This window comes from Bacillus lumedeiriae (assembly GCF_044891285.1).
GTDB classification, from domain to species: Bacteria; Bacillota; Bacilli; order Bacillales; family Domibacillaceae; genus Pseudobacillus; species Pseudobacillus lumedeiriae.
Genome location: NZ_JAUIYO010000006.1, coordinates 89,164 through 114,154, shown reverse-complemented (window position 1 = coordinate 114,154; position 24,991 = coordinate 89,164). Strand labels below are relative to the sequence as shown.

The 24,991-nt window shown below is 39.4% G+C and carries 22 protein-coding genes, 1 pseudogene and 1 riboswitch; of the genes and pseudogenes, 20 read left to right on the top strand and 3 right to left on the bottom strand.

The features are described 5' to 3' along the window. Positions 1-21 precede the first annotated feature (21 nt). Positions 22-93: pseudogene (locus QYG89_RS10135) on the top strand (zinc-ribbon domain-containing protein); the annotation flags it as partial. A gap of 96 nt (positions 94-189) precedes the next feature. After that, entirely contained in the window at positions 190-1,233 is a 1,044-nt protein-coding gene (locus QYG89_RS10130; protein ID WP_404316978.1) for a hypothetical protein, read from the top strand. Between the two features lie 109 nt (positions 1,234-1,342). Here QYG89_RS10130 and QYG89_RS10125 read toward each other — a convergent pair whose 3' ends face one another. After that, entirely contained in the window at positions 1,343-1,876 is a 534-nt protein-coding gene (locus QYG89_RS10125) for an ECF transporter S component (RefSeq protein ID WP_404316885.1), read from the bottom strand. A 242-nt stretch (positions 1,877-2,118) separates the two neighbouring features. Continuing rightward, positions 2,119-2,303: riboswitch (Lysine riboswitch) on the top strand. A gap of 278 nt (positions 2,304-2,581) precedes the next feature. Here QYG89_RS10125 and QYG89_RS10120 point away from each other — a divergent pair. From QYG89_RS10120 to QYG89_RS10095, 6 genes are all read left to right on the top strand, one after another. Then, complete coding sequence (locus QYG89_RS10120) at positions 2,582-3,298, top strand: cysteine hydrolase family protein (RefSeq protein WP_404316884.1); 717 nt, start codon at positions 2,582-2,584, stop codon at positions 3,296-3,298. 16 nt (positions 3,299-3,314) lie between these two features. After that, positions 3,315-4,673: an APC family permease gene (locus QYG89_RS10115; RefSeq protein WP_404316883.1), complete on the top strand. Its 1,359-nt coding sequence runs from the start codon at positions 3,315-3,317 to the stop codon at positions 4,671-4,673. A 202-nt stretch (positions 4,674-4,875) separates the two neighbouring features. Further along, positions 4,876-5,535 (top strand): TetR/AcrR family transcriptional regulator, encoded by a 660-nt coding sequence (locus tag QYG89_RS10110; protein ID WP_404316881.1) that lies wholly within the window; start codon positions 4,876-4,878, stop codon positions 5,533-5,535. Between the two features lie 819 nt (positions 5,536-6,354). After that, positions 6,355-7,719, top strand: a complete 1,365-nt coding sequence (locus QYG89_RS10105) for an MFS transporter (protein WP_404316879.1) — start codon at positions 6,355-6,357, stop codon at positions 7,717-7,719. A 33-nt stretch (positions 7,720-7,752) separates the two neighbouring features. Next, positions 7,753-8,937 (top strand): N-methyl-L-tryptophan oxidase, encoded by a 1,185-nt coding sequence (solA, locus tag QYG89_RS10100; protein ID WP_404316878.1) that lies wholly within the window; start codon positions 7,753-7,755, stop codon positions 8,935-8,937. A gap of 734 nt (positions 8,938-9,671) precedes the next feature. After that, positions 9,672-10,619 (top strand): alpha/beta hydrolase family protein, encoded by a 948-nt coding sequence (locus QYG89_RS10095; RefSeq protein ID WP_404316877.1) that lies wholly within the window; start codon positions 9,672-9,674, stop codon positions 10,617-10,619. Between the two features lie 102 nt (positions 10,620-10,721). Here QYG89_RS10095 and QYG89_RS10090 read toward each other — a convergent pair whose 3' ends face one another. Then, positions 10,722-11,198 (bottom strand): staygreen family protein, encoded by a 477-nt coding sequence (locus QYG89_RS10090; protein WP_404316876.1) that lies wholly within the window; start codon positions 11,196-11,198, stop codon positions 10,722-10,724. Positions 11,199-11,589: 391 nt separating this feature from the next. Between QYG89_RS10090 and QYG89_RS10085 the strand changes: the two genes are divergently transcribed. The 12 genes from QYG89_RS10085 to QYG89_RS10030 all read left to right on the top strand — a co-directional run bounded on the left by QYG89_RS10085 (position 11,590) and on the right by QYG89_RS10030 (position 24,085). Beyond that, positions 11,590-12,141 carry an acyl-CoA thioesterase gene (locus QYG89_RS10085; protein WP_404316875.1) on the top strand — a complete coding sequence of 184 codons (552 nt, stop codon included), beginning with the start codon at positions 11,590-11,592 and terminating at the stop codon, positions 12,139-12,141. Positions 12,142-12,394: 253 nt separating this feature from the next. Then, a complete protein-coding gene (locus tag QYG89_RS10080; protein WP_404316874.1) occupies positions 12,395-14,035 on the top strand; it encodes an AAA family ATPase in 1,641 nt (546 codons plus the stop codon). A 27-nt stretch (positions 14,036-14,062) separates the two neighbouring features. Beyond that, positions 14,063-14,515 carry a hypothetical protein gene (locus tag QYG89_RS10075; RefSeq protein ID WP_404316873.1) on the top strand — a complete coding sequence of 151 codons (453 nt, stop codon included), beginning with the start codon at positions 14,063-14,065 and terminating at the stop codon, positions 14,513-14,515. A gap of 11 nt (positions 14,516-14,526) precedes the next feature. Then, a complete protein-coding gene (locus QYG89_RS10070; RefSeq protein ID WP_404316872.1) occupies positions 14,527-14,739 on the top strand; it encodes a DUF2997 domain-containing protein in 213 nt (70 codons plus the stop codon). 3 nt (positions 14,740-14,742) lie between these two features. Next, positions 14,743-15,495 (top strand): ComEA family DNA-binding protein, encoded by a 753-nt coding sequence (locus tag QYG89_RS10065; protein ID WP_404316871.1) that lies wholly within the window; start codon positions 14,743-14,745, stop codon positions 15,493-15,495. Beyond that, complete coding sequence (locus tag QYG89_RS10060) at positions 15,495-16,124, top strand: 4Fe-4S single cluster domain-containing protein (RefSeq protein WP_404316870.1); 630 nt, start codon at positions 15,495-15,497, stop codon at positions 16,122-16,124. The genes QYG89_RS10065 and QYG89_RS10060 overlap by 1 nt, the downstream gene beginning before the upstream one ends. A gap of 306 nt (positions 16,125-16,430) precedes the next feature. Continuing rightward, the gene (locus QYG89_RS10055; RefSeq protein ID WP_404316869.1) at positions 16,431-17,387 is read left to right on the top strand and encodes a DMT family transporter; all 957 of its coding nucleotides are present in this window, start codon (positions 16,431-16,433) and stop codon (positions 17,385-17,387) included. Between the two features lie 633 nt (positions 17,388-18,020). Next, positions 18,021-19,199 (top strand): M20 metallopeptidase family protein, encoded by a 1,179-nt coding sequence (locus QYG89_RS10050; RefSeq protein ID WP_404316868.1) that lies wholly within the window; start codon positions 18,021-18,023, stop codon positions 19,197-19,199. Between the two features lie 147 nt (positions 19,200-19,346). Next, complete coding sequence (locus QYG89_RS10045; RefSeq protein ID WP_404316867.1) at positions 19,347-20,462, top strand: M20 metallopeptidase family protein; 1,116 nt, start codon at positions 19,347-19,349, stop codon at positions 20,460-20,462. Positions 20,463-20,816: 354 nt separating this feature from the next. Continuing rightward, positions 20,817-21,596 (top strand): 6-carboxyhexanoate--CoA ligase, encoded by a 780-nt coding sequence (gene bioW, locus QYG89_RS10040; RefSeq protein ID WP_404316866.1) that lies wholly within the window; start codon positions 20,817-20,819, stop codon positions 21,594-21,596. Between the two features lie 26 nt (positions 21,597-21,622). Further along, the gene (gene bioF / locus QYG89_RS10035) at positions 21,623-22,795 is read left to right on the top strand and encodes an 8-amino-7-oxononanoate synthase (RefSeq protein WP_404316865.1); all 1,173 of its coding nucleotides are present in this window, start codon (positions 21,623-21,625) and stop codon (positions 22,793-22,795) included. Positions 22,796-22,858: 63 nt separating this feature from the next. Then, complete coding sequence (locus QYG89_RS10030) at positions 22,859-24,085, top strand: cytochrome P450 (protein ID WP_404316864.1); 1,227 nt, start codon at positions 22,859-22,861, stop codon at positions 24,083-24,085. Between the two features lie 177 nt (positions 24,086-24,262). Here QYG89_RS10030 and QYG89_RS10025 read toward each other — a convergent pair whose 3' ends face one another. Further along, positions 24,263-24,754, bottom strand: a complete 492-nt coding sequence (locus tag QYG89_RS10025; RefSeq protein ID WP_404316863.1) for a hypothetical protein — start codon at positions 24,752-24,754, stop codon at positions 24,263-24,265. Positions 24,755-24,991 lie beyond the last annotated feature (237 nt).

Here is a 24,991-nt window from a genome sequence, read left to right as displayed (position 1 = left end):
GTGCCGTAAAGGAGAGGAAGAATGATGCCAATTTGTACAAAGTGCGGTGAAAGTGTAAAGGAAGGACAGACCTTCTGTACAATGTGTGGGACAAAATTTGTGATTCCCCACCCGCCGCCGCTTTTAAATACTAGTTCAAAGGAATCAGAAGAAAATAGAACTGTTTTAAAAGGAACGAGAAGAAAAACTGTGAAGGGAGTGATTATTGCTATTTTTTCCACGGTAGGTATCGTTTTTCTTATCTTAGGCGTTTATCTGATGGCTGATGGAAAAAAAGAACCCGGCGCAGTGAAGGATTCAGTTCAACATAATGAGGAAGAGGAAGTGCCAGTGGGCAAGAATAGTACGCCTCCAAAATCCGATACGAATAAAACGACACATGCGACAGATCCCAAACTGCATACCTTACCGGATTTTCATCTTTTAGAAGAATTGAGTACTGGTAATTTAATGGGGATTTTACAGATTGGTACATCAAAAGATGAATTAATCCGCCAATTTGGTAAACCATTAAAAGAATATGTCCGCAATGAGGATATTTTGCTGGAGTATGAGGACGTCATTTATACTATTTCTCCAAATAACGGCTTGAATTATGCTGCAGAATTAAAGCCTGTTCATTCTTCGAAATATAATTTTCAGGAAATCAAAAAAGCCTTAGGTGATGGGGATGAACATGTAAGTTTTGAACAGGGAAAGGATAAAGACGGATTGTTTTATTTATATTATGCTTCAGAGGACTCAGAACTTATCTTTTATTCTCCTAGTCAAATGGAGTCACCTGTCACAAAGATTATATACGGCAACCCAACACTTTACTCATTGAATCAAGAAGAAGAGACCACAACAGTACATCCAGGTGAAGTTGAGCCCATCATTAAGAATATAAGAGCCGAATATAACGCTATTAATAGTCAAATTTCCTCTATGACTAAACGAGACACCCTCTCAATGGAGGGGCATAAAAAGCAAGTGTTTAGAAATAGCCGGGGGATCATTAAGAAAGTGATTGAAATAACACCAGAAGGCTCAATGGAATATTATTATGATGATACCGAAACGCTTTTCTTTATCTTTTTTTATAAAGGCAGAATTGAAAATCGTTTCTATTTCTATCAAAATCAAATGATTCGCTGGATTGACCCTAGTCGTGCCATCATTGATTATGATCAGGGTCAGAGGAATCATCGGTATAAAGAGTGGGAAGAGTATTGGCTTAGAAAAGGATATTGAATGCTTTATCTCGTATCTTTGTTTGGAAATATCTTAATGGCGTTTGAGTATGAAAAGAAGAAACGTGCCCCTAGTGAATCTGCACTAGAAGCACGTTTCTTCTTTTTCTCTATTTTCCGGAAATTTTCTTTAAGCGTCCTACAAGCGGTAAAACAATGATTCCAGCTAGAACAACTTGCATCACGTTGCCTGGGATGGAGCCGAATGGCTGTATCCAGTTACTATAAAGAATGACTTCAGTAAAATAGTAGCCTACGATTTTTATAATGAGTGCAGCGACAATCGCAAGTGTGTATACGACTGCTCTTTTGCCGGGTGCCTTCTCGGCTATAAGACCAGCTGCGAAGCCCATCGTACCTACGATGACGAATGTAAACGGCGCCCAAACTGTCCAGCCAGAGAGAAGATCAAAGAGGCCCATTCCAAAGGCGCCTGCGATCGCTCCTGTTCTTTTGCCAAAAACGAAAGCGGCTATAAAAAGAGGCACGTTACCGAGATGGATGAGGCCTCCATTTCCCATGATTGGGAGTCTTATGTTGATAAACATGGTGGCTACAAGGGTTAATGTGATGAAAAGCGCATTGATAACAATGGTTTTCGTTTTTGTTTTGGTTGTTCTTGCTGGTGAGAATGTTGAATCCATATGATGCCCTCTTTCCTTTTTACCTATTATCATACTCCTAATCTTATACTTAATAAATACCTAATCCTATTTATTTACCTAGCAAAACAATGACATTGATTTTGTGGAATAATATAAAATTTATGAATATAACTTTCTTAATTCAATGAAACAAGTTTTAGTCTATGAAAATATAGGTTTGACATTTGAATAGTTATAATTATATAATTATTCCTATAATTTAATAGCCTCACTGCTTATGACTGTGAGGTAGAGGCGCGATATTTATTAGTGCTTAGTGGAGTCCGAGAAGATGAAGAAGCTATGCAGAAGGAAATATCGCCGAAGTATGTAATGAGTTCTCGCCATTATGTATTGGGTCTGTAATGAATAATTACAGAACTGTCTTAATAAATTTCCCGATTTATTAAGTTGTGCTATCTCAAAAAGAGATAAAAGGGTGAGGAATTTGGAATGACTACATCGATTTCCGGGTTCTATCTCGGAGAAGGTATATAGTCTTTTTTATTGCCATCAAGAGATTCCCTAGTATAAACGGGGAATCTCTTTTTTTATTAGGCTTTGTTAAACTTACCTGTTGATTTTTGCCGGGGCGCTCGCTTTCCGCTTCAATCAACAAAAGGACAGCATCAACACTAGTCATTAACATCGCCTTTTATTTTTAAAAAAATACAGCTTGTAAAGGCTAACACGAAGGAGATTATTATGGAAAATCAACAAACACTTTATTACGAATTTATTCCAACTGATGAAGGGAAAATGAAATTAGATCCGGAAAAAACAGCACTTTTAATCGTTGATATGCAGAATCAATTTATTAGCCGTGATGGATTGGATGCTCAAATTGCAAGAGAAAAGGGAATGTTCGATAAATGGGAGTATTTCTTTGATCGCATTGATCACGTAGCGATTCCAAACAATAAAAAACTACTAGACTTTTTCCGTGCTAATCAATTAGAAGTCACTTTCGGACGTATTGCCTGTCATCACAAGGATGGACGTGACCGTTCTCCGGTACAGCGCCGCCCGGGATGGAATAACATTTTATTGCCAATCGGTGATCCAGGTGCGGAAATGGTTGATGAATTAAAACCATTAGAGGATGAAATCGTAGTAAATAAAACAACAGATAGTGTGTTAAGCGGTACAAACTATGAGTTTTTACTTCGAAACATGGGCATTGAAACAATTGTATGTACAGGGGTTGTCACAGACCAATGTGTTGCTTCGACGGTTCGCAGCTTAGCCGATGCTGGTTTTGAAGTGATTTTAGTAGAAGATGCGTGTGCTGCTGCTACACAACAATTACATGATGCAGAAATCATGATTATGAACCAAATATATTGCCAAGTAATGAGCACCGACGAAACCATTCAACTCATTTCAGAGGAAATGGAACAACGTGCAGTCGTTCAAAGATAGAGAGGAATCCTTTTAAATGAGTAATGTACAAATGAATTCACATCACGTCAGTTCGGCTTCTCATTTCAAGCGTGTCTTGACTCTGAAGGATTTGGTGATTTACGGAATTGCTTTTATGACGCCCATTGCGCCCGCTTATATATATGGCTTTGCAGCACAGTCAACAGGCGGTATGCTGCCACTAGCTTATTTAATCGCCATGGTGGCAATGATGTTTTCTGCCTATAGTTATGGAAGGATGGCTGCTGCATTTCCTATTTCCGGATCTACGTATACGTATACACAACGTGCCATTCATCCACATTTAGGTTTTTTTGCCGGCTGGGCCATGTTTATGGACTATGTACTAGTACCGTTAATTGTCTTTATGGTAGGCGGGTCCTATGCTAATGCATTAGTTCCATCTATTCCTTATTGGATATGGGTATTGATCATTGCTGGTATTATTACAACAGTAAATATTCTTGGAATTGCAATGGCAGCGAAAACGAACCAGCTATTAGTATTGTTTATGGGAATAGTTGTTGTTGTATTTGTGATTTTTTGTATAAAAACAATTGTAGGTGGGGACGGTGCATCCGCACTAGTATCGATTACTCCGTTCTTTCAAAGCGAAAAGTTTGTCATGACCGCCATTATTTCAGGTGCGGCGATGGCATGTTTCTCATTTTTAGGTTTTGATTCTATTACAACCTTATCTGAAGAAGCTGTAAATCCCAAAGATGATATTTGGAAAGCGGCCATTCTTTCCTGCTTAATCGGCGGGGTGATTTTTATCGTGCAAGCTTACGTTGCCCAGCTTGTATGGCCGGATGTAAACAGTTTTAGCTCAGCAGATACAGCATTATTTGATGTTGCGAAAGCAGCAGGCGGTGCAATTCTTGCGACACTGTACACAGTAGCTATTATCGTGTCATCTTTGACAGCGGGTTTAACAGGTCAAGCGAGTGCTTCACGTTTAATGTTTAGCATGGGGCGTGATGAAGTATTGCCGAAAAAATTCTTTACACGTCTACATCCTAAATATAAAACACCGATCAATAATATTTTATTAATGTGCAGCATGAGTATTGTTGGAGCGATTGTCCTGCCAATAAATTTTGTTGCAGAATTAATGAACTTTGGCGGTCTCACTGGGTTTATGTTTGTGAACTTATCTGTCATCGTGTATTACTATTTTCGTAAAAAAGAAAAGAAATTTTTCCGTTATTTACTCATTCCGGGCTTAGGTTTTTTAATCTGTTTCTATCTATTTATTAACTTGTCACCAATGACGTTAAAAGTAGGCTTAATCTGGATGGTCATCGGCTTGATCTATGCGCTGATTACGACAAAAGGATTTAAAAAGCTGCCGCCAAGCATTCGTAATTTGTGATTAATAACAATGTATTAAGAAGGTATTTTATAGGACATGGACTTGGGATAGTACTCGAGTTCATGTCCTTTTATTTTTGTAATTGAAGCATGCCAGTAGCAAAGTAAATATAAAAAGGTTATGAAAAATAGGAGGTTTTGTACATATCCATATAAACTTGTATAATAAACTCACAATATTTGCAAAATTGAGGAGAAGAGAAATGGCCACGAAACGTAAACAAATACAGGTAAATAGAATGTATCAATATTTTGTTGACGCAGCTGTTCAAATTATCGAAGAAGAAGGGATTAAAAATGTTACTGCACGAAAGGTTGCAGAGAGAGCAGGCTATACTACGTCCACCATTTATAATTATTTTAAAGATCTGTCGCACCTTTTATTTTTTGCTTCAATGAAGCTCGTTAAGGATTATGTACACGAAGTTAATGTATATATGAGTAAAGAAGAGAGTTACTTAGATAAATATATTGTATCATGGGAATGTTTTTGTAAATATTCATTTTCTAAACCTGAAATATATTATGCCCTCTTTATAGAAGATTTAGGTGAAAAACCTGATGAATTACTTAAGCATTATTATTCTGTATATCCCAGTGAGTTAATTGGGATACCAGATGAAATCAAGCCTACACTCTTTGAGCCTAACCTAGGTAAAAGAAACAAGATGTTTTTAGAGATTGAGAAGAAGCATGATATCCGCTCTGAACATATAGAAGATGTAAATAATATGATCATCCTTCTATGGAAAGGTATGATGTCGACACTCTTGAATAACAGGAGCAGTTATAAAAAAGAAGAAGCGATAGAGATAACCGTAAGATATATTAAGGAAGTGGCACAAAAGCTGTCAAAGGGCTAATATTTACGGATGATGATCGATTCATTCTCTTTTCTCGATCGTGCTTCGCTTGTCTTTTGTTTTGCCCTCAATGCTTCTTCATATCTTGTTTCTGCAACATGAAGTAAAAGCCAGATTCTAAAATAACTGATCTGCCAAATTTGTGATGGCGGTAAATTAGCGTATTCCTCTTTCCTCACGTCCCTAGAATTTTTTGTTTTTCCTCTTTAGTGAGCTCGACCTCCGTGTTCGCTTAGTCATAAAAATAGAGTTCTATGCCATATCTATCCTAAAACGGAGGAGAACCCAAAAGCCCAATTTCTCAATTTTAATCCTGAGAAATTGGGCTTTTTATATTGGGGTTTTCTTAACGCTGTATATTGGCATATTCCTAATGATGTCCCTATAAGTGGGGAGCAGTCTGTCTATATGATGCGCTAAATGGCTGGGTGGTTAATTTAAAATTGACAAAGAAATATTTTTTGACTATTATGAATATTATCAATTAAAGAACACGTTCATAAAAAGAACAACGTCTTTTTTGAGAATGTGTTTATGGGGGTGTTTTCTCATTCGTTTTATAACAAACAAAAAAGGGGCTGAGATGGATGACTAATTGAACTTAACGAAATGTTAAAAGGTTAAATGGGATTTATATAATGGCGGGACAAAGTGATGACCTAAATGTAATCGCATACATCTGATCTCAAGGACAGTCTGTCATTAGATGATAGCGATAGATCAAGCAAGATAGAGCAGCCGTCCGGTTAATTCTAGTAAGTTCATATTCTTTTAAAAGACATAACCAAAAATTATATGGGAAATGAGGGAACGTGTCTAATGACTGAAAGGAAATTTAAGATGGATGATGCCCCGCTTAACAAGTTTCATTTCAAAATTACTGCGCTTACTTTTGGGGCAAATTTTTCTGACGGTTATACTCTTGGGATTATTGGTATGGCTCTTGCTTTGCTTAGTCCTGAAATGAATTTAAGCCCAATGTGGGAAGGACTAATTGGAAGTTCCGCTTTAATTGGACTTTTTTTTGGCAGTTTGCTGCTTGGAGGCCTATCTGATCGAATTGGCAGACAAAAAATATTTCTTACAAACTTCTTAGTGATTACAATTGCTTCCATTCTTCAATTTTTTGTGAATGATCCAGCAACGTTGTTTATCCTGCGATTAATGATAGGCTTAGCCCTCGGAGGAGATTACGCAGTGGGAACAACTTTACTCGCTGAATTTGCTCCAAAAAAATATAGGGGAGCATTGCTAGCTTCTTTAAACATTGTGTGGACAGTAGGGTATGTAGTTGCAAACTTCGTTGGATTTTATTTGGGGAAGGCTGGTCCTGAATCATGGCGTTGGATGCTTATTAGTGCCGCGATTCCTGCCTTCATTGTGTTGATCTTGCGAATTGGAACGCCTGAGTCGCCTAGATGGCTTATTAGTAAGGGGCGCATCGAAGAAGCGCAGCATATCATCCGCAAACATATCGGAGCAAATGTGGAGATGGACACAAATATTGGGAACAGCCAAGCCAAGACTGGTTTTTTAGATCTCTTTAGCAAAAGACTTTGGAAGCGTACGGCTTTTGGCGGGCTGTTTTATGTCTGTCAGGTCATTCCATACTTTGCTATATACACGTTTCTCCCAACCATTTTGAAATACATGGGGTTTAAAGAGAATTTCTCGGTATACATGTGGTTAAATATCTTTCTTCTTGTTGGCGCCGTTGTTGGTCTATGGTTTTTAGAAAAATTTACCCGAAGGGGATTCACCATTGGCTCTTTTGTTCTCCTTGTTGTCAGCATGTTTATGCTTAGTATCACAAGTCATCCCCTCTTAGCGATCGTATTCTTCCTAGCGTTCACTTTTATTATGGCAGCAGCTACAAACCTTGAGTTTGTATATCCATCGGAACTTTTTCCAACCGAAATCCGGGGATCTGGAATTGGTGTAGTGACGGCGATTAGCCGGATCGGGGCTGCAATTGGAACGTTCTTCCTTCCGGTTAGTATGAGTTCTTTTGGATTACATGCGACCATGGGTGGAATGGCAGTTATTCTTTTAATTGGTACGATTATCTCCATTGCTTGGGCACCAGAGACAAAATCCCTCTCTTTAAGTGAGGTAAATAGCACAGGTGATTCTGCACATGGAATGGATGAATCTTTGCATAGTTCGATAAAAGAAAATTTGTAACGATAACTTATCTATTTTACTACTTTCAGGAGGATGATTATGAGCACACATTTTGATGTAATCGTTGTAGGCGCTGGTTCAATGGGAATGGCGGCTGGTTATTATTTAGCCAAGCAAGGAGTGAAGACATTATTGATCGATGCATTTGATCCACCGCATTCCAGCGGCAGCCATCATGGCGATACCCGCATCATGCGTCATGCTTATGGTATGGGCAGTGAATACGTTCCCCTTGTCCTTCGGGCCCAAGCATTATGGGATGAACTTGGGAAAAAAACGGAACATAAAATCTTTGCACAAACGGGTGTATTAGGGTTCGGCCCTAAAGGGGAATCAGAATTTATTGATAAGACGATAGCAAGTGCACAGGAACATTCGCTTCCTTATGAATTACTGTATGGTGAGGAAATAAACGAGCGCTGGCCTGGTTTAAATGTACCGAAGGATTTTGCTGCTATTTTGGAGCCGAATTCAGGCGTGCTGTTTAGTGAAAATTGTATTCGTGCTTATCGCGAACTTGCAACAGTTAACGGAGCTTCACTTTTGACGAATACACCCGTGGAGGATGTTGAAATCTATCAAGATTCCGTAAAAGTACAGACAAGGCACGAATCTTATACGGCGGACAAACTTATCGTTACGACAGGAGCTTGGAATGGTAAAATGCTTGCAAAGCTTAATCTTGACTTACCGCTTCAAGCCTATCGTAAAACGGTTGCTTGGTTTGAATCTGATCAATCACTGTATCATCCTGGACATTTTCCTGTCTTTATGTCTGAAATCCCAACAGGAATATATTTCGGCTTCCCTAACTTCGGTGGGGAAGGGATAAAAGTTGGACGGCATGATTTAGGGGAACCAATCGATCCTGATCAAAGCAAGCGTAAATTTGGAGCATATTCGGGTGATGAAGGCGATGTACGCAGTTTCTTAGAAAGTTATCTGCCGCAGGCTGCAGGTGAATTAAAAGATGGACAGGTGTGTATGTATACATTTACACCAGATGAACATTTTATTGTAGACTTGCATCCAGAGCATGCTCATGTGGCTGTTGCTGCTGGATTCTCAGGACATGGATTTAAATTTGCAAGTGTCATTGGAGAGATATTAAGCCAATTAGCTATGAATGGTAAAACTGAACATGATATTTCGCTCTTCTCTATTGCCCGTCCATCTTTACAGATCTTTCCGAGTGGGAAAACCCCTCAAGGGTGCTAGTCTGTCTTTAGGCATGGGATGTTTCTAATGAAAAGATGACATGAATCCGCATGTCCAAGCTTTTGGAATAAAGTGGAGCACTTAATTAACATTGACGGGCAGTGGAACCGGCATCGGCGCAGCAACACAGGCTTTTCCAATTACACATAGCTGTCGTCACAAGGTACCCGATCAACATTTTTCCTGTCATCTTGCGTGCTGTATCTCCACAGCCAGTTAGTCCAATCAGTGGCTAGTGCTCTTCATCGGAAATAAACTTTTGCATCCATGGTATTCTATTTCATAGGGGACGCCTTTTCTTGTAATTGTTTGGTCACACTTACATTTTACAAGAAAGCGTCTCTTTTTTTCGCTTGTTCTTAGGAATTTATAGATAATCAACACATGTGGTTCTAACATTATTTATGGATCATAGAAAACTGCTAATGAATAAAATAAGCATTAGGTAAACGCTGCTACATGACTAATTGAATAAATAGTTGCCAATGTTATAAATACCACAGTCATGTTGAGTCTGTTGAACGGGTAATTTTAACATTCACCTGCTCGCAAAAAGAAGAGACAATTACTAAAAGTTCGTACTTTCTTTTTTTTGTTGATTTTTATCAAAAGTGATATTATTATCATAATTAATAATATAGAATGACAAAAACATTAGAAGTTCAACATGAACAGTCATCGGAGCGGCAAATACAGCAATCAGTAACAGGCATTAATCTTAAAGGAGAGAAGTCATGATTGAAACAGAGGTTATAATTGAAAAAGATATTTTTGCGACACTGTCATGTCCGGAACAAGAAGGAACACTCCCGGCTATTTTGCTAATTGCTGGTTCAGGACCGATCGACCGTAATGGGAACGGACCGAAGGGAAAGTATCAAACCAATTTGTATAAAGAATTAGCGCATTTTTTCACCGCACTCGGTTTTATTACACTTCGGTATGATAAACGAGGAACAGGAAAGCGCAGTGGAAGCTGGATGGACGCAGGTTTGTCCGATTTATTGCACGATGCTAAAGCCGCAGTGTCTTTTTTGCAGGCGCAGCAGAATGTATCAGATGTGATCGTGTGCGGTCATAGCGAAGGGACCATTTTGGCAACAGACATCGCCGCAAAGATGGAAGTGGACGGATGCATGCTTCTATCCGGCGGTGTGGATAACTTGATGGAGGCGCTTGGGCATCAGCGAAAGCAGGCGTACAAGGAACTGCTTGCCATGCCGGGGTGGAAAGGCTGGCTGAATCGTAAGATGAAGATAGATGAAAAAAATGAAAAAAAGACGGAAAAAATGTTTCGAAAAATGAAAGAATCAAGCAGCGATACGATCCGAATCCAAGGCATCAAGCAGCCGGCAAAATGGTTCCGCGAGCACGATGCTTATCATACGAGAGAAGCTTTGCAGCATGTCACCTGTCCAGTTTTTGCACTGCACGGCGACAAAGACCCGCTCGTTGAAAGTTCAGTTTTAGAAGAGTTGTCTGGACTTGTACAAGGAGAAAGTGAGTATCATATCGTTAAGGACATGGAGCACGGCCTCCGAGGGCAGACAGAACCGAAAAGCATTTTGGAAACGAAAAAGTTAATGAAAATAGTTTTAGAACGGCCGCTTCATGAAGAAGGAATGCAGCTGATGGCGGCATGGCTGGAGCGATTTTTGTCCAGTGGACATAAATCTATTTGAATAGTCAGATCTATGTGTAAGTGAATAGAAAAAGGAAGTGGCTTCCCCTACCTATATAACGTACAAAATCTTAGAGTGATAGGATGTATGGGGAAGCCGTGATCAGAAGCTATTGTAAATCTGATTTAAATATTGCCGAGGTGTGCCATAGTAAATAGTCTGATTATATTGTGGATAACTGGATTCATAATAAATATAGATAGGAGCATCGAGCAGGAAAGGATAGTTGGCAAAAAAGGGGCGGTCCCCATATATCATTCCTTTTAATGCAGTGTTCATTTCTCTTTTAAATATGTTAAAACGTATAGCTGATGTGTTTTGGCTAAATTCGCCGCCATCTACATATGCTTTTCCTGTTAAAATTAAGTGGCCATGCTTATCTTTTTGCCATTTTGCCAGTACCTCGTCCCGCATGTTTAGATTGATCGCCTTATAATTGTACACGTATCCAATGTCTAAAAATAATTCAGCGGTGATGTCCGAATGGGTAAGTGTATATTTTCTTCCTTCCATTGGCTGAATGGAATTAGCAGGGGGGATGATTTTCACAGATAACTTCTGCGGATTAAAAGAAGACATATGTTCCTCCTTATACACATGTGTGATATTTGAATGTAACTAGGGCCCATGAATGTTATTTTTTGATTTTATTCATTCGTTTGCTAGCTTATTCCGAAATTTTTGAGGTGGAAAAGCCTTCTTTTTAAACTGTAAACATGTAGGGGTGTCCAAAGTGAATAAGTAGAACAGAAAAGCTAAAGAGCAGGTTTTGTTTAATTTTTGTATAAGAGATAAAATGCCAAATTCATAAGAGATTTCCCGCCGCCTATATATGTAGGGGTCTTTTTGTGTTTCTCAACAAATTAATCAAAAAAAGTTATGTTATAACAACAAATATTATGAATCTTCTGTTATAATACAACTTATAATAATAATCCAATCTATATAACAACTATGAGGTGATTGACTTATGGAAGCAAAACCATGTAAACTTTCCCGCTGTGTTAAAGCAAATGTCGTACTGCCGCCAGATACACAGCATCATCATACATTATTCGGCGGCCGGCTTATGCAGCTGATTGATGAAGTGGCTGTATTGGCTGCCACGCGTCACTCTAGAAGACCGTGTGTGACAGCTTCCACCGATTCTGTCGATTTCCTTTCTCCGGTACGGGTAGGAGATTCCATCTGCCTCGTTGCCTATGTCACTTGGACAAGCCGGACATCGATGGAAGTCTTCATCCGTTCCACAGCTGAAAACTTAATGACAGGCGAAAGAAGGATTGCGGCTGTATCTTTCCAGACGCTCGTAGCAGTAGACGATGAAGGCAAGCCAATGCCTGTGCCAAAAGTCATCCCGGAGACAGAAGAAGAGGAATATTTATTTAGAACCGCCCCCCAGCGCGCGATTTCACGCAAAACACATCGGGCACAGACGAAAGAACTTATCGGCACGTTAACAGAAATCAATACGAATCACCTTGACGTAAACGAACAGCTATATGGAGTAGTAGTTGGATAACGGAAAGGGAGAACGAGGCATCTACGGGAGAGTAGGTGCTTTTTTAGATGGCAAGTTTTTTGATTGAAACACCTAATAGTTTACATTTCTATTTCACTCTTTTTAGATGTCCGCATGTGCTTGTTAGTTTGACAGTTATCATACATAAAGCCATTTTTTGTAACAGGTAGTCTTTTAATGTAAGTTTTTGTACAATATTATTAGTAGATGGAAAGAAAAAGGCTCTATTTAGTTGGAGAGAGGGGGAGTAAAAGTGGAGAAAAAAGTTGACAGAAAGAGATTAATGGCTAACCTGTTCAAAGCACGTTTTCCTTTTCTCTATTTATCAACATGGGAAGAGGACAGGGTACTTTCGCTTATACATTCGATTGCTTCTAATCAAGAGTTAATTAAGACACAAAGAAAAGTGATTACATGGAAGGTAACGACAGGTATTTCCGGAGAAGAAATAGGAAAAGGGGACACAAAATCGGCACTTAAGGCGTTGGAATGGATTGAAAATTATGAAGAACCAGCTATTTTTGTATTACAAGATTTTCATATCTTTTTTGGGAGTGAAGGACGCCTTCCTGATTATCAAATCATACGTAAGCTGCGGGATATCAGTTCTAGTTTAAAGCGGAGTCCTAATCCGAAAAACGTTGTATTTCTTTCTCCTGTCCTAAACTTGCCGCATGATCTTGAGAAAGATATTACTATTGTTGATTTTGACTTGCCAACATTTACAGAGATTAAACAGAGTCTGGATGAAATGATCGAAGTAAATAAACAAAGTGGACGGATCGAAATTAATTTAAATGAGGAGGAAAAAGAAAAGTTAGTAAAAGCTGCCTTGGGGCTTACATTGTCGGAGGCAGAAAATGCATTTGCTCGTGCGATGGTAGAAGATGGGAAACTTTCAATAGATGACGTGGAAGTCATTCTAGAAGAAAAAGAACAAATTATTAAAAAAACTGGTATTCTAGAATTTGTAAATAGCAGTTTGAATATGAAAGACGTTGGCGGACTTGAAAATTTAAAACGTTGGCTCCGAAAGAGAAATAAGTCGTGGTTAGAATCTGCGCAAAAGTACGGCTTGCCATCTCCAAAAGGAGTGCTGATTACAGGTGTACCCGGATGTGGAAAGAGTTTAATCAGTAAAGCAATCAGCGAAATGTGGCAGCTCCCTTTATTAAGGCTTGACGTTGGGAAAATATTCAGCGGAATTGTTGGAAGCAGTGAAGAGAATATGAGAAAAGCCATTCAAACTGCCGAAGCCATTGCTCCCTCCATTTTGTGGATTGATGAAATTGAAAAAGGATTTAGCGGGCTAGGTTCCTCGGGAGACAGTGGAACAACATCTCGAATTTTTGGTCACTTTTTAACATGGATGCAGGAAAAGGAAAAGCCCGTGTTTGTTATAGCAACAGCTAATAATATTTCAAGCTTGCCTCCTGAAATGTTACGCAAAGGAAGGTTTGATGAAATCTTCTTCGTGGATTTGCCGACAAAACGGGAGAGAGTAGAGATTTTCAGGGTTCATTTAAAGAAAAGGTTAAAGAATCCTACTGTCTCTGGCGATTTTGAAATAACAGATGGCAACTTGAATGCTCTTGCTGAGTTAACGGAAGGATTTGTAGGAGCAGAGATTGAGCAGGCAGTCATAAATGGGTTGTTTGAAGCATTTTATGAAGAAAGAAGTGTAACCTTAACGGACTTTGAAAAGATATGCAGGCAGTTTGTTCCGTTATCAGTTACCCAGGCTGAGCAAATTAAGCGAATTCGTGATTGGGCAAATGTAAGAGCCGTCGCCGCGACACCACGCGAGGACCGGACAGAGTACACTGAGAATGATGAGACAGAAGCGAGTCATGATATTAATACATCACGCGGCGGTCGAACGATTGACTTTTAAATAGAAAGAAGAGAGAGGTGATAGGAGATGAGTATCGAGTTAGTACTCATACCGGTCGGAATTGCTGTTGCCCAATCTGTCGGCTCCTTGATTGAGAATCATAAACAAGGCGGTCATACATATAAAATTCAAACGGTTATGAAACGACAGCATTTGCTGCAAAAGGCAATTGAACAATATGGTTGTAATGTTCATGAGATCAATCAGCAAAACTATCAAACAGAGGTAGGAGATATTAAAATCTATTTTCAGCAAAATGACCAAGGGGTTTTTGAAGCGGTATTTGATAAAAGCGTTGAGCAAGAACACGCAGTGGAATTCCTTGAGAATTTACACGCTGAGTATAAGTATTTAATTCAACAGGAAACGTATCAGAAGCTTTTGCTGCAGGCTGGCGAAAAAGGATTAGAGTTAGAATCTGAAGAAGTTTTAGAAGACCGCTCCATTTTAGTCACATTTAATGTAACTCAATCAGAATGATAGGTGAGAAAATGAACCCTAAAAAGATAACAATAAAAATAACAGAAGACGGCAATATTTTTGCTAAAACAAAAGGAATAAAGGGGAAAGATTGTTTGCAGTATATCGAGCTTCTTGAAGAATTACTTGATGCAGAATCCATAGATTCCAATTATACAGAGGAGTACTATGAAACAAATATGCAAACCATTCGCCAAAACAACCAGTTGATTAAGGGGGATTAATGTGTGGCTCGAATTACAGAAAAAGGGAAAGTGTGGGAATTAAGGAACTCGATCTGGATGCTCTGGGCGATTCTGACGCTGGGGTTTTTTAGTTACGTTTCGTTCTTTTATGCATCCTATAAAGTGAAGCAAAGAAAATGGTTCATTGCGGGAATTATTTATTCTGCTTTATTTATCATGCTGATAGTCGTAATGGAAAGTGTTCCGGTTGATCATTGGTTTTATAATGTCACCTTTATGATCTACTTTATCGGTTGGATTGCTTCGATCGTTCATGTTTTTAAAATAAGACCGGAGTATTTATTAAGACTTGAAGCGAAAATTTCGTCCGGGTATAAGGAAAAAGAAATGCAATCACTCAAGCAAAAGATCACGCAGGAATATGCGGCAGCTCATTCGATTAAGAGGGAGGAACATTCAATAGCTGATAATCATGTTGTTGAGGAGCAGCCTGAAATGATTCAGCCAGTAGAAAAAGAGAAGGAGAAAGAACCTTCTTCTGAAGTGCAAATGATTGATGTAAACAAGGCGTCAGAAGCAGACATTGCAAAAGTGCCCGGCATTGGCGGTCTTTTTGCCAAAAAAGTAATTTCGGTAAGGGAACAAGAAAACGGATTTACATCCTTTGATCATTTTGTTGAAGCCTTAGCGATTAAGCCGCATCTCATTGAAAAAATAAAACCGTATCTTATCTTTCCTGATCATTCTCATCCGGAACAAACGAAAAAAACAGAAGGAAGAGTCGTGGATTTTTAATGGAACTCGTGATTCATCGATATTTACCGCTGACAACCGTAGAAGGTCCAGGAAAAAGGTTCTGTCTCTGGGTACAGGGCTGCTCCATTCGCTGTGAAGGATGCGGCGTGCCTTGGACATGGTCAAAGAAAAAAGGCAAATCAATAAGTGTGGAAGATCTCTTTATGGAAATAAAAAAAAGCAAACAGAAAAATAATATAGAAGGTGTTACATTCCTCGGCGGCGAACCTTTTGATCAGGCAGAGGCGCTAGGCAAACTAGCATCTATGGTAAGAGAGTTAGGCTTAACAGTGATGACCTTTTCGGGGGATCTGTATGAAAATCTGAAAAAGAGAAAAGAATGCCAGAACTTGCTGGAAGCGGCCGATTTATTGATTGACGGACCTTTTATGAAAGATAAGCTGGACTTGAGCCGGCCGTGGGTGGGCTCGTCGAATCAACGTTATCACTTTTTAACACCTGCCTATAAACATCTAGAAGATCAGTTAATGACCATTGGAAACAAAATAGAAATCCGGATTACTAAAGATGGTTTAGTATCCGTCAATGGTATGGCCACACAACAAACATTAAATGAGCTATTTGATAGGGGAGAATTTAGAAAACTAAGGGACCAATTGAATAATTAAGAGGGAGAACAAGGCATCTATGGGGGTAGATGCTTTTTTTGGTCGTATAGAGTAAGTGGTTTTAAAAGAAGAAGCAGGGGAAAGATTAAGTTTTTTTGTTGCTCCATTGAAGCTCCTAATTGTTAAAGGTCATCGTTAAGCCTTATTAAGAAAAAGATTCAAGTGTTTTTAGGATGTAACTTTTATTTTTAAATGGTATATAGGGAGGAATTGGAGAAACACCTGCCAGTGCATCTAGAAGGACCCTCCAAGGAACGATTGTCCACCTTAATCTTTCTGAAATAAGTTTAACAGGAGGAATCACAGATGAGGCAAAATAAATTTTTAACAGGTATTTTAATGTGTTTAATAGCTGTTATATGTTGGGGCGGAATGTATCCTGTAATGGGAAATGCCCTACAGATCATGGATCCGTTTTATTTCACTTTATTTAGATTTGGCATTGCGATGGTTATATTGGTACTATTGCTAATTTTAATAGAAGGAAAAGGAAAATTCTCTACGGAAGGCAAAACAATAAAACTATGGTTTCTAGGAACGATGGGTTTTACAGGTTTTGGTTTTCTAGTATTTTTAGGACAAAAACTAGCTGGTCCATCAGGAACTGTAATAGCTGCGGTAATAATGGCGGTTCAGCCGCTGCTTGGAGTTATAGTGAATTGGGTAACTAAAAAGGGCTCTCCTAAACCATTTACAGTTCTTCTTATGTTAACGGGATTAATAGGGGTTGTTATCGTTATTTCAAACGGAGATTTAAGTATCTTCGTTTCGGAGGATGGAGATACATTTGCTTATCTAATAATCCTTATAGGTGCATTGTGTTTTGTCATCTATACCATGGGTGGAGATTATTTTCCAGAATGGTCACCATTAAGATATTCGACCATAACTACGATTTTTGGAACCGTCTCAAACGTTATTTTAGTAGGTTTAGCAACATGTATTGGTTGGCTGAATGTTCCAACACTTTCAATGATTGATGACGTTTCAGGATCGCTTCTGTATATGTCACTTATTGCGGGAGTATTAGGGATCTTTGTTTGGAATATTGGTAACAGAATCATTACACCTATAAATGGTATTCTCTTTATAAATATGGTTCCTGTAACTACTTTTATAATCTATGTTATTCAAGGTTATCACTTAACTGCGTTCGAACTTATAGGGACCTTAATAACGATTGCTAGTTTAATCGGAAACAATTTGTATATTAGAAAATTAAATAAGCAAATTTCACCACAATCAAAAGTTAAGACTGTGTAATAAATGGAAGGATAGGCTAAAGAGTTGTTACTTTTTTTGATGCATTTTTACATAAATCTTAGGCCACCCGCTTTTCTTGCGGCGTGTAGTTGTATGGATCGAGTGTTCTCATCACTCGGTCATTTTTTTATTCCGGACTTACAATGGAAGGATGGTAGCCGTTTTCTAAGGTAGAGTGTATTATTTTACGATTGACCGAGCTTAACATATAGTAAATAGTTAATTAATTATACAAGTGGAATGATAAGTGATCAGTTCGATTTTGAAGGTCTATGCGTATATAAATGATGTTTACAACATTAGAATAACTGCTTGTTGGAGCGAGAAATAGTGTGTACAAATTTTTTTACTACTTATACGGAATGAAGGAACAGGCCTAATTTTAGTGCCTGTTCTTATTTTTTTACGGAGGGAAAATATTGAAATTCACTTTTACCAGGATATATGTTGCTGTAATATGGATTAGTCAATATGCTGATATAATTCTTTGAGCGGCTAGTTGTGGTTGCTCTTTGTCAAATTGGCGGCGTTTTCATAAGTTTTTAAGATAACTAAATGCAGCCATCTGATTAAATAAGCTGCAAATCCATACCAATAAGGATAAGGACTTTGCATGAGGAAAGGGAGAGCGCAATGACTAACGATACTTTATTAAAAGCAAATGAGATAAAGGATGAACTAGTGGGTTATCGTCGACACCTTCATCAAAATCCTGAAATCGGATTTGATTTGCCAAACACAGTGGCCTATGTTGAAAAAGCATTACTCAATATGGGCTTGGAGCCTAAGAAAGTAGGAAAAGCAGGCCTAGTCGTAACGATTGGTAACGGAAATGGGAAAACCATTTTATTACGAGGCGACATGGATGCTCTACCGATGGAAGAAACGACAGATTTGCCGTTCAAATCTACGAATGGGTACGCGCATACGTGCGGGCATGATATTCACACGACATTCATGCTGGGAGCGGCCAAGCTATTAAAGGAAAAAGAAAATGAAATTAATGGAACAGTCAAAATTATGTTTCAGCCGGCCGAGGAAATTGGAGCAGGAGCGAAGGACATGGCGGCTAACGGTTTACTAGAGAATCCGAAGGTCGATGCAGCACTTGCTCTTCACGTCACCCCAGATTTAGAAGTTGGAAAGTTTGGTTATAAACCAGGTACGGCTGCTTCATCATTAGATGGATTTTTCCTAAAGGTACAAGGAAAAGGCGGACATAGTTCTGAACCTCAAAAAGCGATCGATCCATTGATGATCGTGAATGCGATCTATAATCAAATGAACACATTAGTGGGGAAAGAAATCGATCCAAAAGAAAGAGCCGTTCTTGTTATTGGGAAAATGGGAGGCGGTACGGTAGCTAACATCATTCCTGACACGGCGCATTTAGATGCTACTTTACGTTCATTTAATCCTGAAGTAAGGGATTATTTGTTTAAACGAGTTCAAGAGATCATTGATGCAACGGTAAAAATGATGCGCGGAACGTACGAACTTGAAACGATCTCTACTCCTTCTTTATATAATAATGAAGAATTATGCAAACAAGTGGCTCCGTATGTGAAAGAAGTGATCGGCGAAAACAATTTACAAATTGATGAAGAGCCGTTAGCTGGCACGGAAGATTTCTCATACATTAGCCAACTCGTCCCAACAATGTTTATGTGGGCGGGATCGAATGGATTAGGGGATAAGAATTATCCATTGCACAACCCCAATATCGTCTTGGATGAGGGTGTTCTTCCAATAGGTGCAGCAGTCGTTGCACATAGCGCTATCAGATGGTTGAATGATCATGCTGGCAGCTAATAGATGTTAGGTCCACTTTTTAGGTAATACTTACAGAGTATCTGATAAAAACAGACGTATAGATATGGTCTAATGGGACTTTATTACTTTAATAGATCAACGATCAAAAGCATGTGAAAGAAATCTTATTTGGAGGAGACAGGAACATTGGAAACGAAAAATCTAGAATTAGCGAAACAGCTGCGTCATGAATTGCATCAGCATCCCGAGTTATCCAATCATGAAGTTTGGACAAAACAGCATTTAATCGATTTTCTTAAAGAGCATACAAATCTAGAAATTGTAGATAAAGGCCTTTGGTTCTACGCGGTTTATCGCGCGGGTGAAGGGAAGAAGAACATCGCGTTCCGTGCAGACTTTGACGCGATTCCGATGGAAGAAAAAATCGACATTCCACATGCTTCGCAGTTCTCGGGAATCTCTCATAAATGCGGGCATGACGGCCACTCTGCAAGCCTTGCTGGGTTTGCTCTAGAAATCGACCAGAAGGGTGCCGATAAAAACATCTTCTTCCTCTTCCAGCATGCGGAGGAAACAGGAGACGGAGCTGCTCAGTGTGTTGAGTTTATCGAGGAAAATAATATCGAAGAGATTTTCGCTTATCATAACATGAGCGGCATGCCATTCAAGTCTGTTAACGTCATTGATGGAACAGCTCATTGTGCATCTAAAGGAATGACGATCCGCATGGAAGGTGCTCCTGCCCATGCCAGCCAGCCAGAGGATGGAGCGAATCCTTCTTTCGCTATTGCAAAGGTGATTGATGCTATTCCTGAGTTCATCTCTCCAGAGAACAACAAGGGGATCGTCCTTTGTACGGTTGTTCAAGTAGCCATCGGCGAAAGAGCTTTCGGAGTATCTGCGAGTAAAGGCGACTTGCTTTTAACGATCCGTGCTTTGTATGAAGAAGAATTGGATAAGCTTCAGAAAAACCTTGAAGAGCTTGCGATGGCTCAAGCAGAAAAGTATGGATTAAAAGTAAGCTTCTCCTACAACGATGCTTTTCCTGAAACGGTGAATCATAAGGAAAGCTCTGACAAGATCCGGCAAGTTTGCGAGGCAAAGGGGCTTCCGGTCGTCGAGATGAAAGAAGCGTTCCGTGGTTCTGAAGACTTTGGCCATTATTTGAAGAAGGCGAAAGGTGCGATGTGTTACATCGGAAACGGCGAAGAATATCCTCACGTACACACATATGAGTATGACTTCCGCGATGAACTCATCGAAACGGCCGTTGAGCTTTTCAAAGGACTTGCGGAACAGTAAATCTTGAGAATAAGTTCATTTGTTGAGAGTGACTTTAAAGGGCTTGTCCCTTTAAAGTCACTCTTTGTTGTTTTATACATCTTTTGTGAAGAGCTTAAAAGAAATGAGCTGCTTATGAACAAGATTAATTTATTGACAGGATGGTGTTAGCAATTTTATTATTTAAATGTTAACTAAAATTAAAAAATAGTTTACAAACTAGACGTATGTTTGGCATTTGTAATGATTCGGAATGCATTGGATGGTTAAGGTGTTTGATTAATGTAGATTCCGTGGAAGAACGTTACTTAGCTTTCTAACTTCAAAGCAAACGGATCTTTTGCTTTCAAAAGACAAGCCCGGAGGATCGAAAATATGCAAGAGGAAAAGTATTATAGTGTCAGAATGAGGGCTGCTAAGAATGGGCCTCATGAACATGGCGGAAAACACATATCGGGTGGAGAAATGCTTTCCACCTATAGAGATATAAAATATGCGATGAATGCTTTATTGGAAAAAGGGCTAACTCATTCAAGAGGAAACCCTGATTTTATGCAGGTTCAGTTTGAATTAATTGAAGAGCCAATCAAGCTCATTCAGCCATTACCAATTAAGACAAATAAAGTAGCATCAGTAGAAATGGGACAAGCATTGTCTTGGGAACTGCTGGAGAAGACCGGTATTCCGAGGAAGATCATTGAAAAATCATACAAATATATGACTGAATATTCAAATATTAGAGGGGCGATAGTAGTTGACATTCAGTCAGGTGACCGGATTGATCATAGGCACGAAAAGGGCGTGAGAGTTTCCCGAATGGATTGGTTGAATAATAATTTCGAAAAATGGGCTGCTTACTACAAGATGCCTAACAGTCCGAGAGTGAAGGAGGCGCTTGTGCTTGCGGCCAAGGTGAGTGAACATCCGGCTTCTGTCGCAGAATTATGCTGGTCAGATGATCCGGAATACATAACAGGTTATGTGGCAAGCAAAAAGCTAGGCTATCAACGTATTACAAAACTAAAAGAACATGGAGATGAACAGGGGTGCCGCATCTTTTTTGTTGAAGGTTTAAAAGAGTGGGATTCCTATATCCATTACTTAGAAAAGCAGCCCGTTTTTGTTCAATGGGAGGGAGATAAAGGAGAATCTTGAGAAGGAGAATAGAGGGGATAACAAACGTGAAGCTTGATGAATGGTTAAGTCAGAGGTTAGATAAGACAAAAGAGTCTGGTTTGTATCGCAGGCTGCGAACGATGGATACTTCTTCCCTTCCAGAGATGGTTGCGGATGAAAGGCAGCAAATTGTTTTTTCCTCAAATAATTATTTAGGATTGGCCAATGATGAGCGCTTGATTTATGCAGCGGAAACGATTCTTCATGAATTTGGAGTTGGAAGCAGCGGCTCGAGGTTAACGACAGGCCATACGAAATGGCACCAAAAGCTGGAGGAAAGAATCGCAAGTTTTAAGCAAACGGAAGCAGCCCTTCTGTTTTCAAGCGGCTATTTAGCTAATGTCGGTGTACTGTCTTCGTTGCCTCAAAAAGGGGACGTCATCTTTAGCGACCAACTGAATCATGCGAGTGTGATCGACGGATGCCGATTATCCAAAGCCGATACGGTCATTTATAAACATGTCGATACCGACGATCTTGAAGAGAAATTAAAAGAAGTAGCGTGTGATCGACAGTGTTTTATCGTAACGGATGGCGTATTTAGTATGGATGGTACGATTGCACCGCTCGATAAGATCATGTCACTTGCTGAACGCTATGGAGCATTCGTTATTATTGACGATGCCCATGCAACGGGTGTTTTAGGAGAGAATGGCAGAGGGACAAGCGAGCATTTCGGTGTCACTCCACATATAACGATCGGTACTCTAAGCAAAGCCGTCGGTACGGAAGGAGGATTTGTCTCTGGATCAAAAGTGTTGACTGACTTTTTGCTAAACCATGCTAGAACGTTTATCTTTCAAACTTCGATTTCACCGTGCATCTGTGCAGCTTCATATGCAGCATTGGAGATTATAGAACAGAGTAAAGAACAACGCCAACTGCTGCTTTCAAAAGTAAAACAGGTAAAAACTGGTTTGGAAGAAATGGGTTATGAAGTAAAAGGGGGCGGGACACCGATTATTCCCGTGATCATCGGGGACCCCTATAAAGCTGTTGATTTTGCGAAAAGGCTTCAGCAAGAAGGGATATATGCTCCAGCGATTCGGCCGCCGACCGTGCCGATAGGAGAAAGTCGTATTCGGCTGACGGTTACAACTGACCACAGTTCAAAAGAAATAGATGACTTGTTAACGTCATTTCGTCTAATTGGAAAAGAGCTGAGCATCATTGTATAAATGTTTTTTGTAACAGTAACTGATGCCAGCGATTGAAAATAAGTTGTATATGGGAGGAATAAAATGATAAGCCATCCGAAACAGGAGTTAGAATTTCTGAAAACATTTCCAATTTCCCTTTCTTCTTCTGAGTTTTTAAGCAATCCTTATCCCATTTATGATCAGTTACGTTCCCATTGCCCTATGTATAAGGGGAGTTTATTTAAATATCGAGGCTGGTATGTAACCGGATATGAAGAGGCGGCAAAGATCCTTAAAAACACCAAATTTAAAAATCGTATTCCGCTTCCTCAGACAACCAAAAAATATGAACATCTTAAAAATATTCAAAATGATATGATGCTTTTTAAGAATCAAGATGATCATAAACGCTTACGCATGTTGATTAGTAAAGCATTTACCCCAAATGTTGTGGAAGGTTACCGTCCATATATAGAAGAAACGGTTAACGATCTGCTGGATCGGGTGCAGGCAAGAAAAAGAATGGATATCATTGCAGACTTTGCGTTTCCTTTAGCTAGTCTCATTATAGCTAAAATATTAGGGGTACCGGAAGAAGAGCGCCAGCAATTTAGAGAATGGTCCGTAAGTTTAATCCAAACCATTGACTTTACCCGGTCAAAAAGGACGTTAACAAATGGAAACGACATAACGAAGATATTGCTCGTTTATTTTAAAGAACTTATTCAAAAGAGGAAACAGCTCCTTCAAGATGACCTTATTAGCAGGTTAATCATTGAGGAACAACAAGGAGAGGTGTTAACAGATGAGGAACTGCTGGCGACGTGTATTTTACTTGTGATTGCTGGACACGAAACAACGGTCAATCTGATTAGCAATTCGGTTCTATCCTTATTGAATTATCCGAAGCAATTGATGATGTTAAAGGAAAAGCCAATCTTGATTGAAAGGGCTGTTGAAGAATTTTTACGCTATGACAGTCCGACACAGTTGACAGCCCGTGTGGCATCAGAAGAGATTGAAATGAATGAAGTCACGATTAAAAAAGGAGAGCAAGTATACATCCTGCTAGGGGCCGCTAATCGTGATCCGAAAAAGTTCGATCATCCTAATGTGCTCGATATCACTAGAAATCCCAACCCGCACCTTGCCTTTGGATCTGGCATTCATTTTTGTTTGGGTGCATCATTAGCACGTTTGGAAGCACAAATTGCTATTGGCACGCTCGTGCAGCGAATGGATCATCTCCAAATGGCCGCACCAGAACCGCAATGGAGAAAACTCATTGGGTTTAGGTCGCTAAAAGAATTGCCGGTTACCTTTCACTAAGTGAAGTGATGGAAGGGCCGATACAGCGATGTATAAGATGAAAGGGCGGAAAGATGTGCTTAAATCACTATAAAAATGAAAGGAGGTGGATGTAAAAGAGAACGATCCTTTTGCATCCACCTCCTTTATGTCACTCGCTGCTAAGCTGACCTTGGAGTCCATTATTATTTTAAACAGCTAACACATAACAATAATTTTGTAAGGAGTAGTCTGGGCCGGTATACTTCTGGTAGAAGGGCCATAGATCACGATTAGATTTCGATTTGCGGGATTGTTTGTAAATGCTTGCCCGTTTTGTAATAACATCTGGGTATAGGGGGAAATGTTTAATTTTAATTGGCCATCACTGCTTTCTAATCGGCTGTTAAAATAATCGACTTTCACATTTTGATAAGGTGTATTTTTAGCCATAACAATTGCTCGGAATTGTGGAGGGAATATAAGAGGAACAGCTGCGTCTGCATCATAAAATCCGGTTACCCTATCCCCTGCTTCTATCATTACATGATCTACAAAGTAAGTAGTAGGTTCCACTACGAAATTTACTAAAGAGCCGCGTCCGTTATCTACAGACATTAATTTATAACAGCCGGCGCCTTCATTATTTGATCCTATTGCAAAGTCACTAATCATCGTTACGATCCCGCTAAAAGGTTGAAAATTCATCACTTTTTTACCTCCATCGCTCATGTAACTCATACTTATATAGATTATGCCCTCTTAAGGCTTTGTGTTATCTATCTAAAAGGTTTCCTGCTTGGTCTATTTTGAAATCATTACCACTTTTTTGTTCTCTGCGATACTGGCAGCTGTTATCTTATTCATGATATGGCCGATCTGCTTTTTGCTATCTAAAACCATATCACGTGGTACAAGGTTATTTGAACAAGCCGCAGCGTATATTTC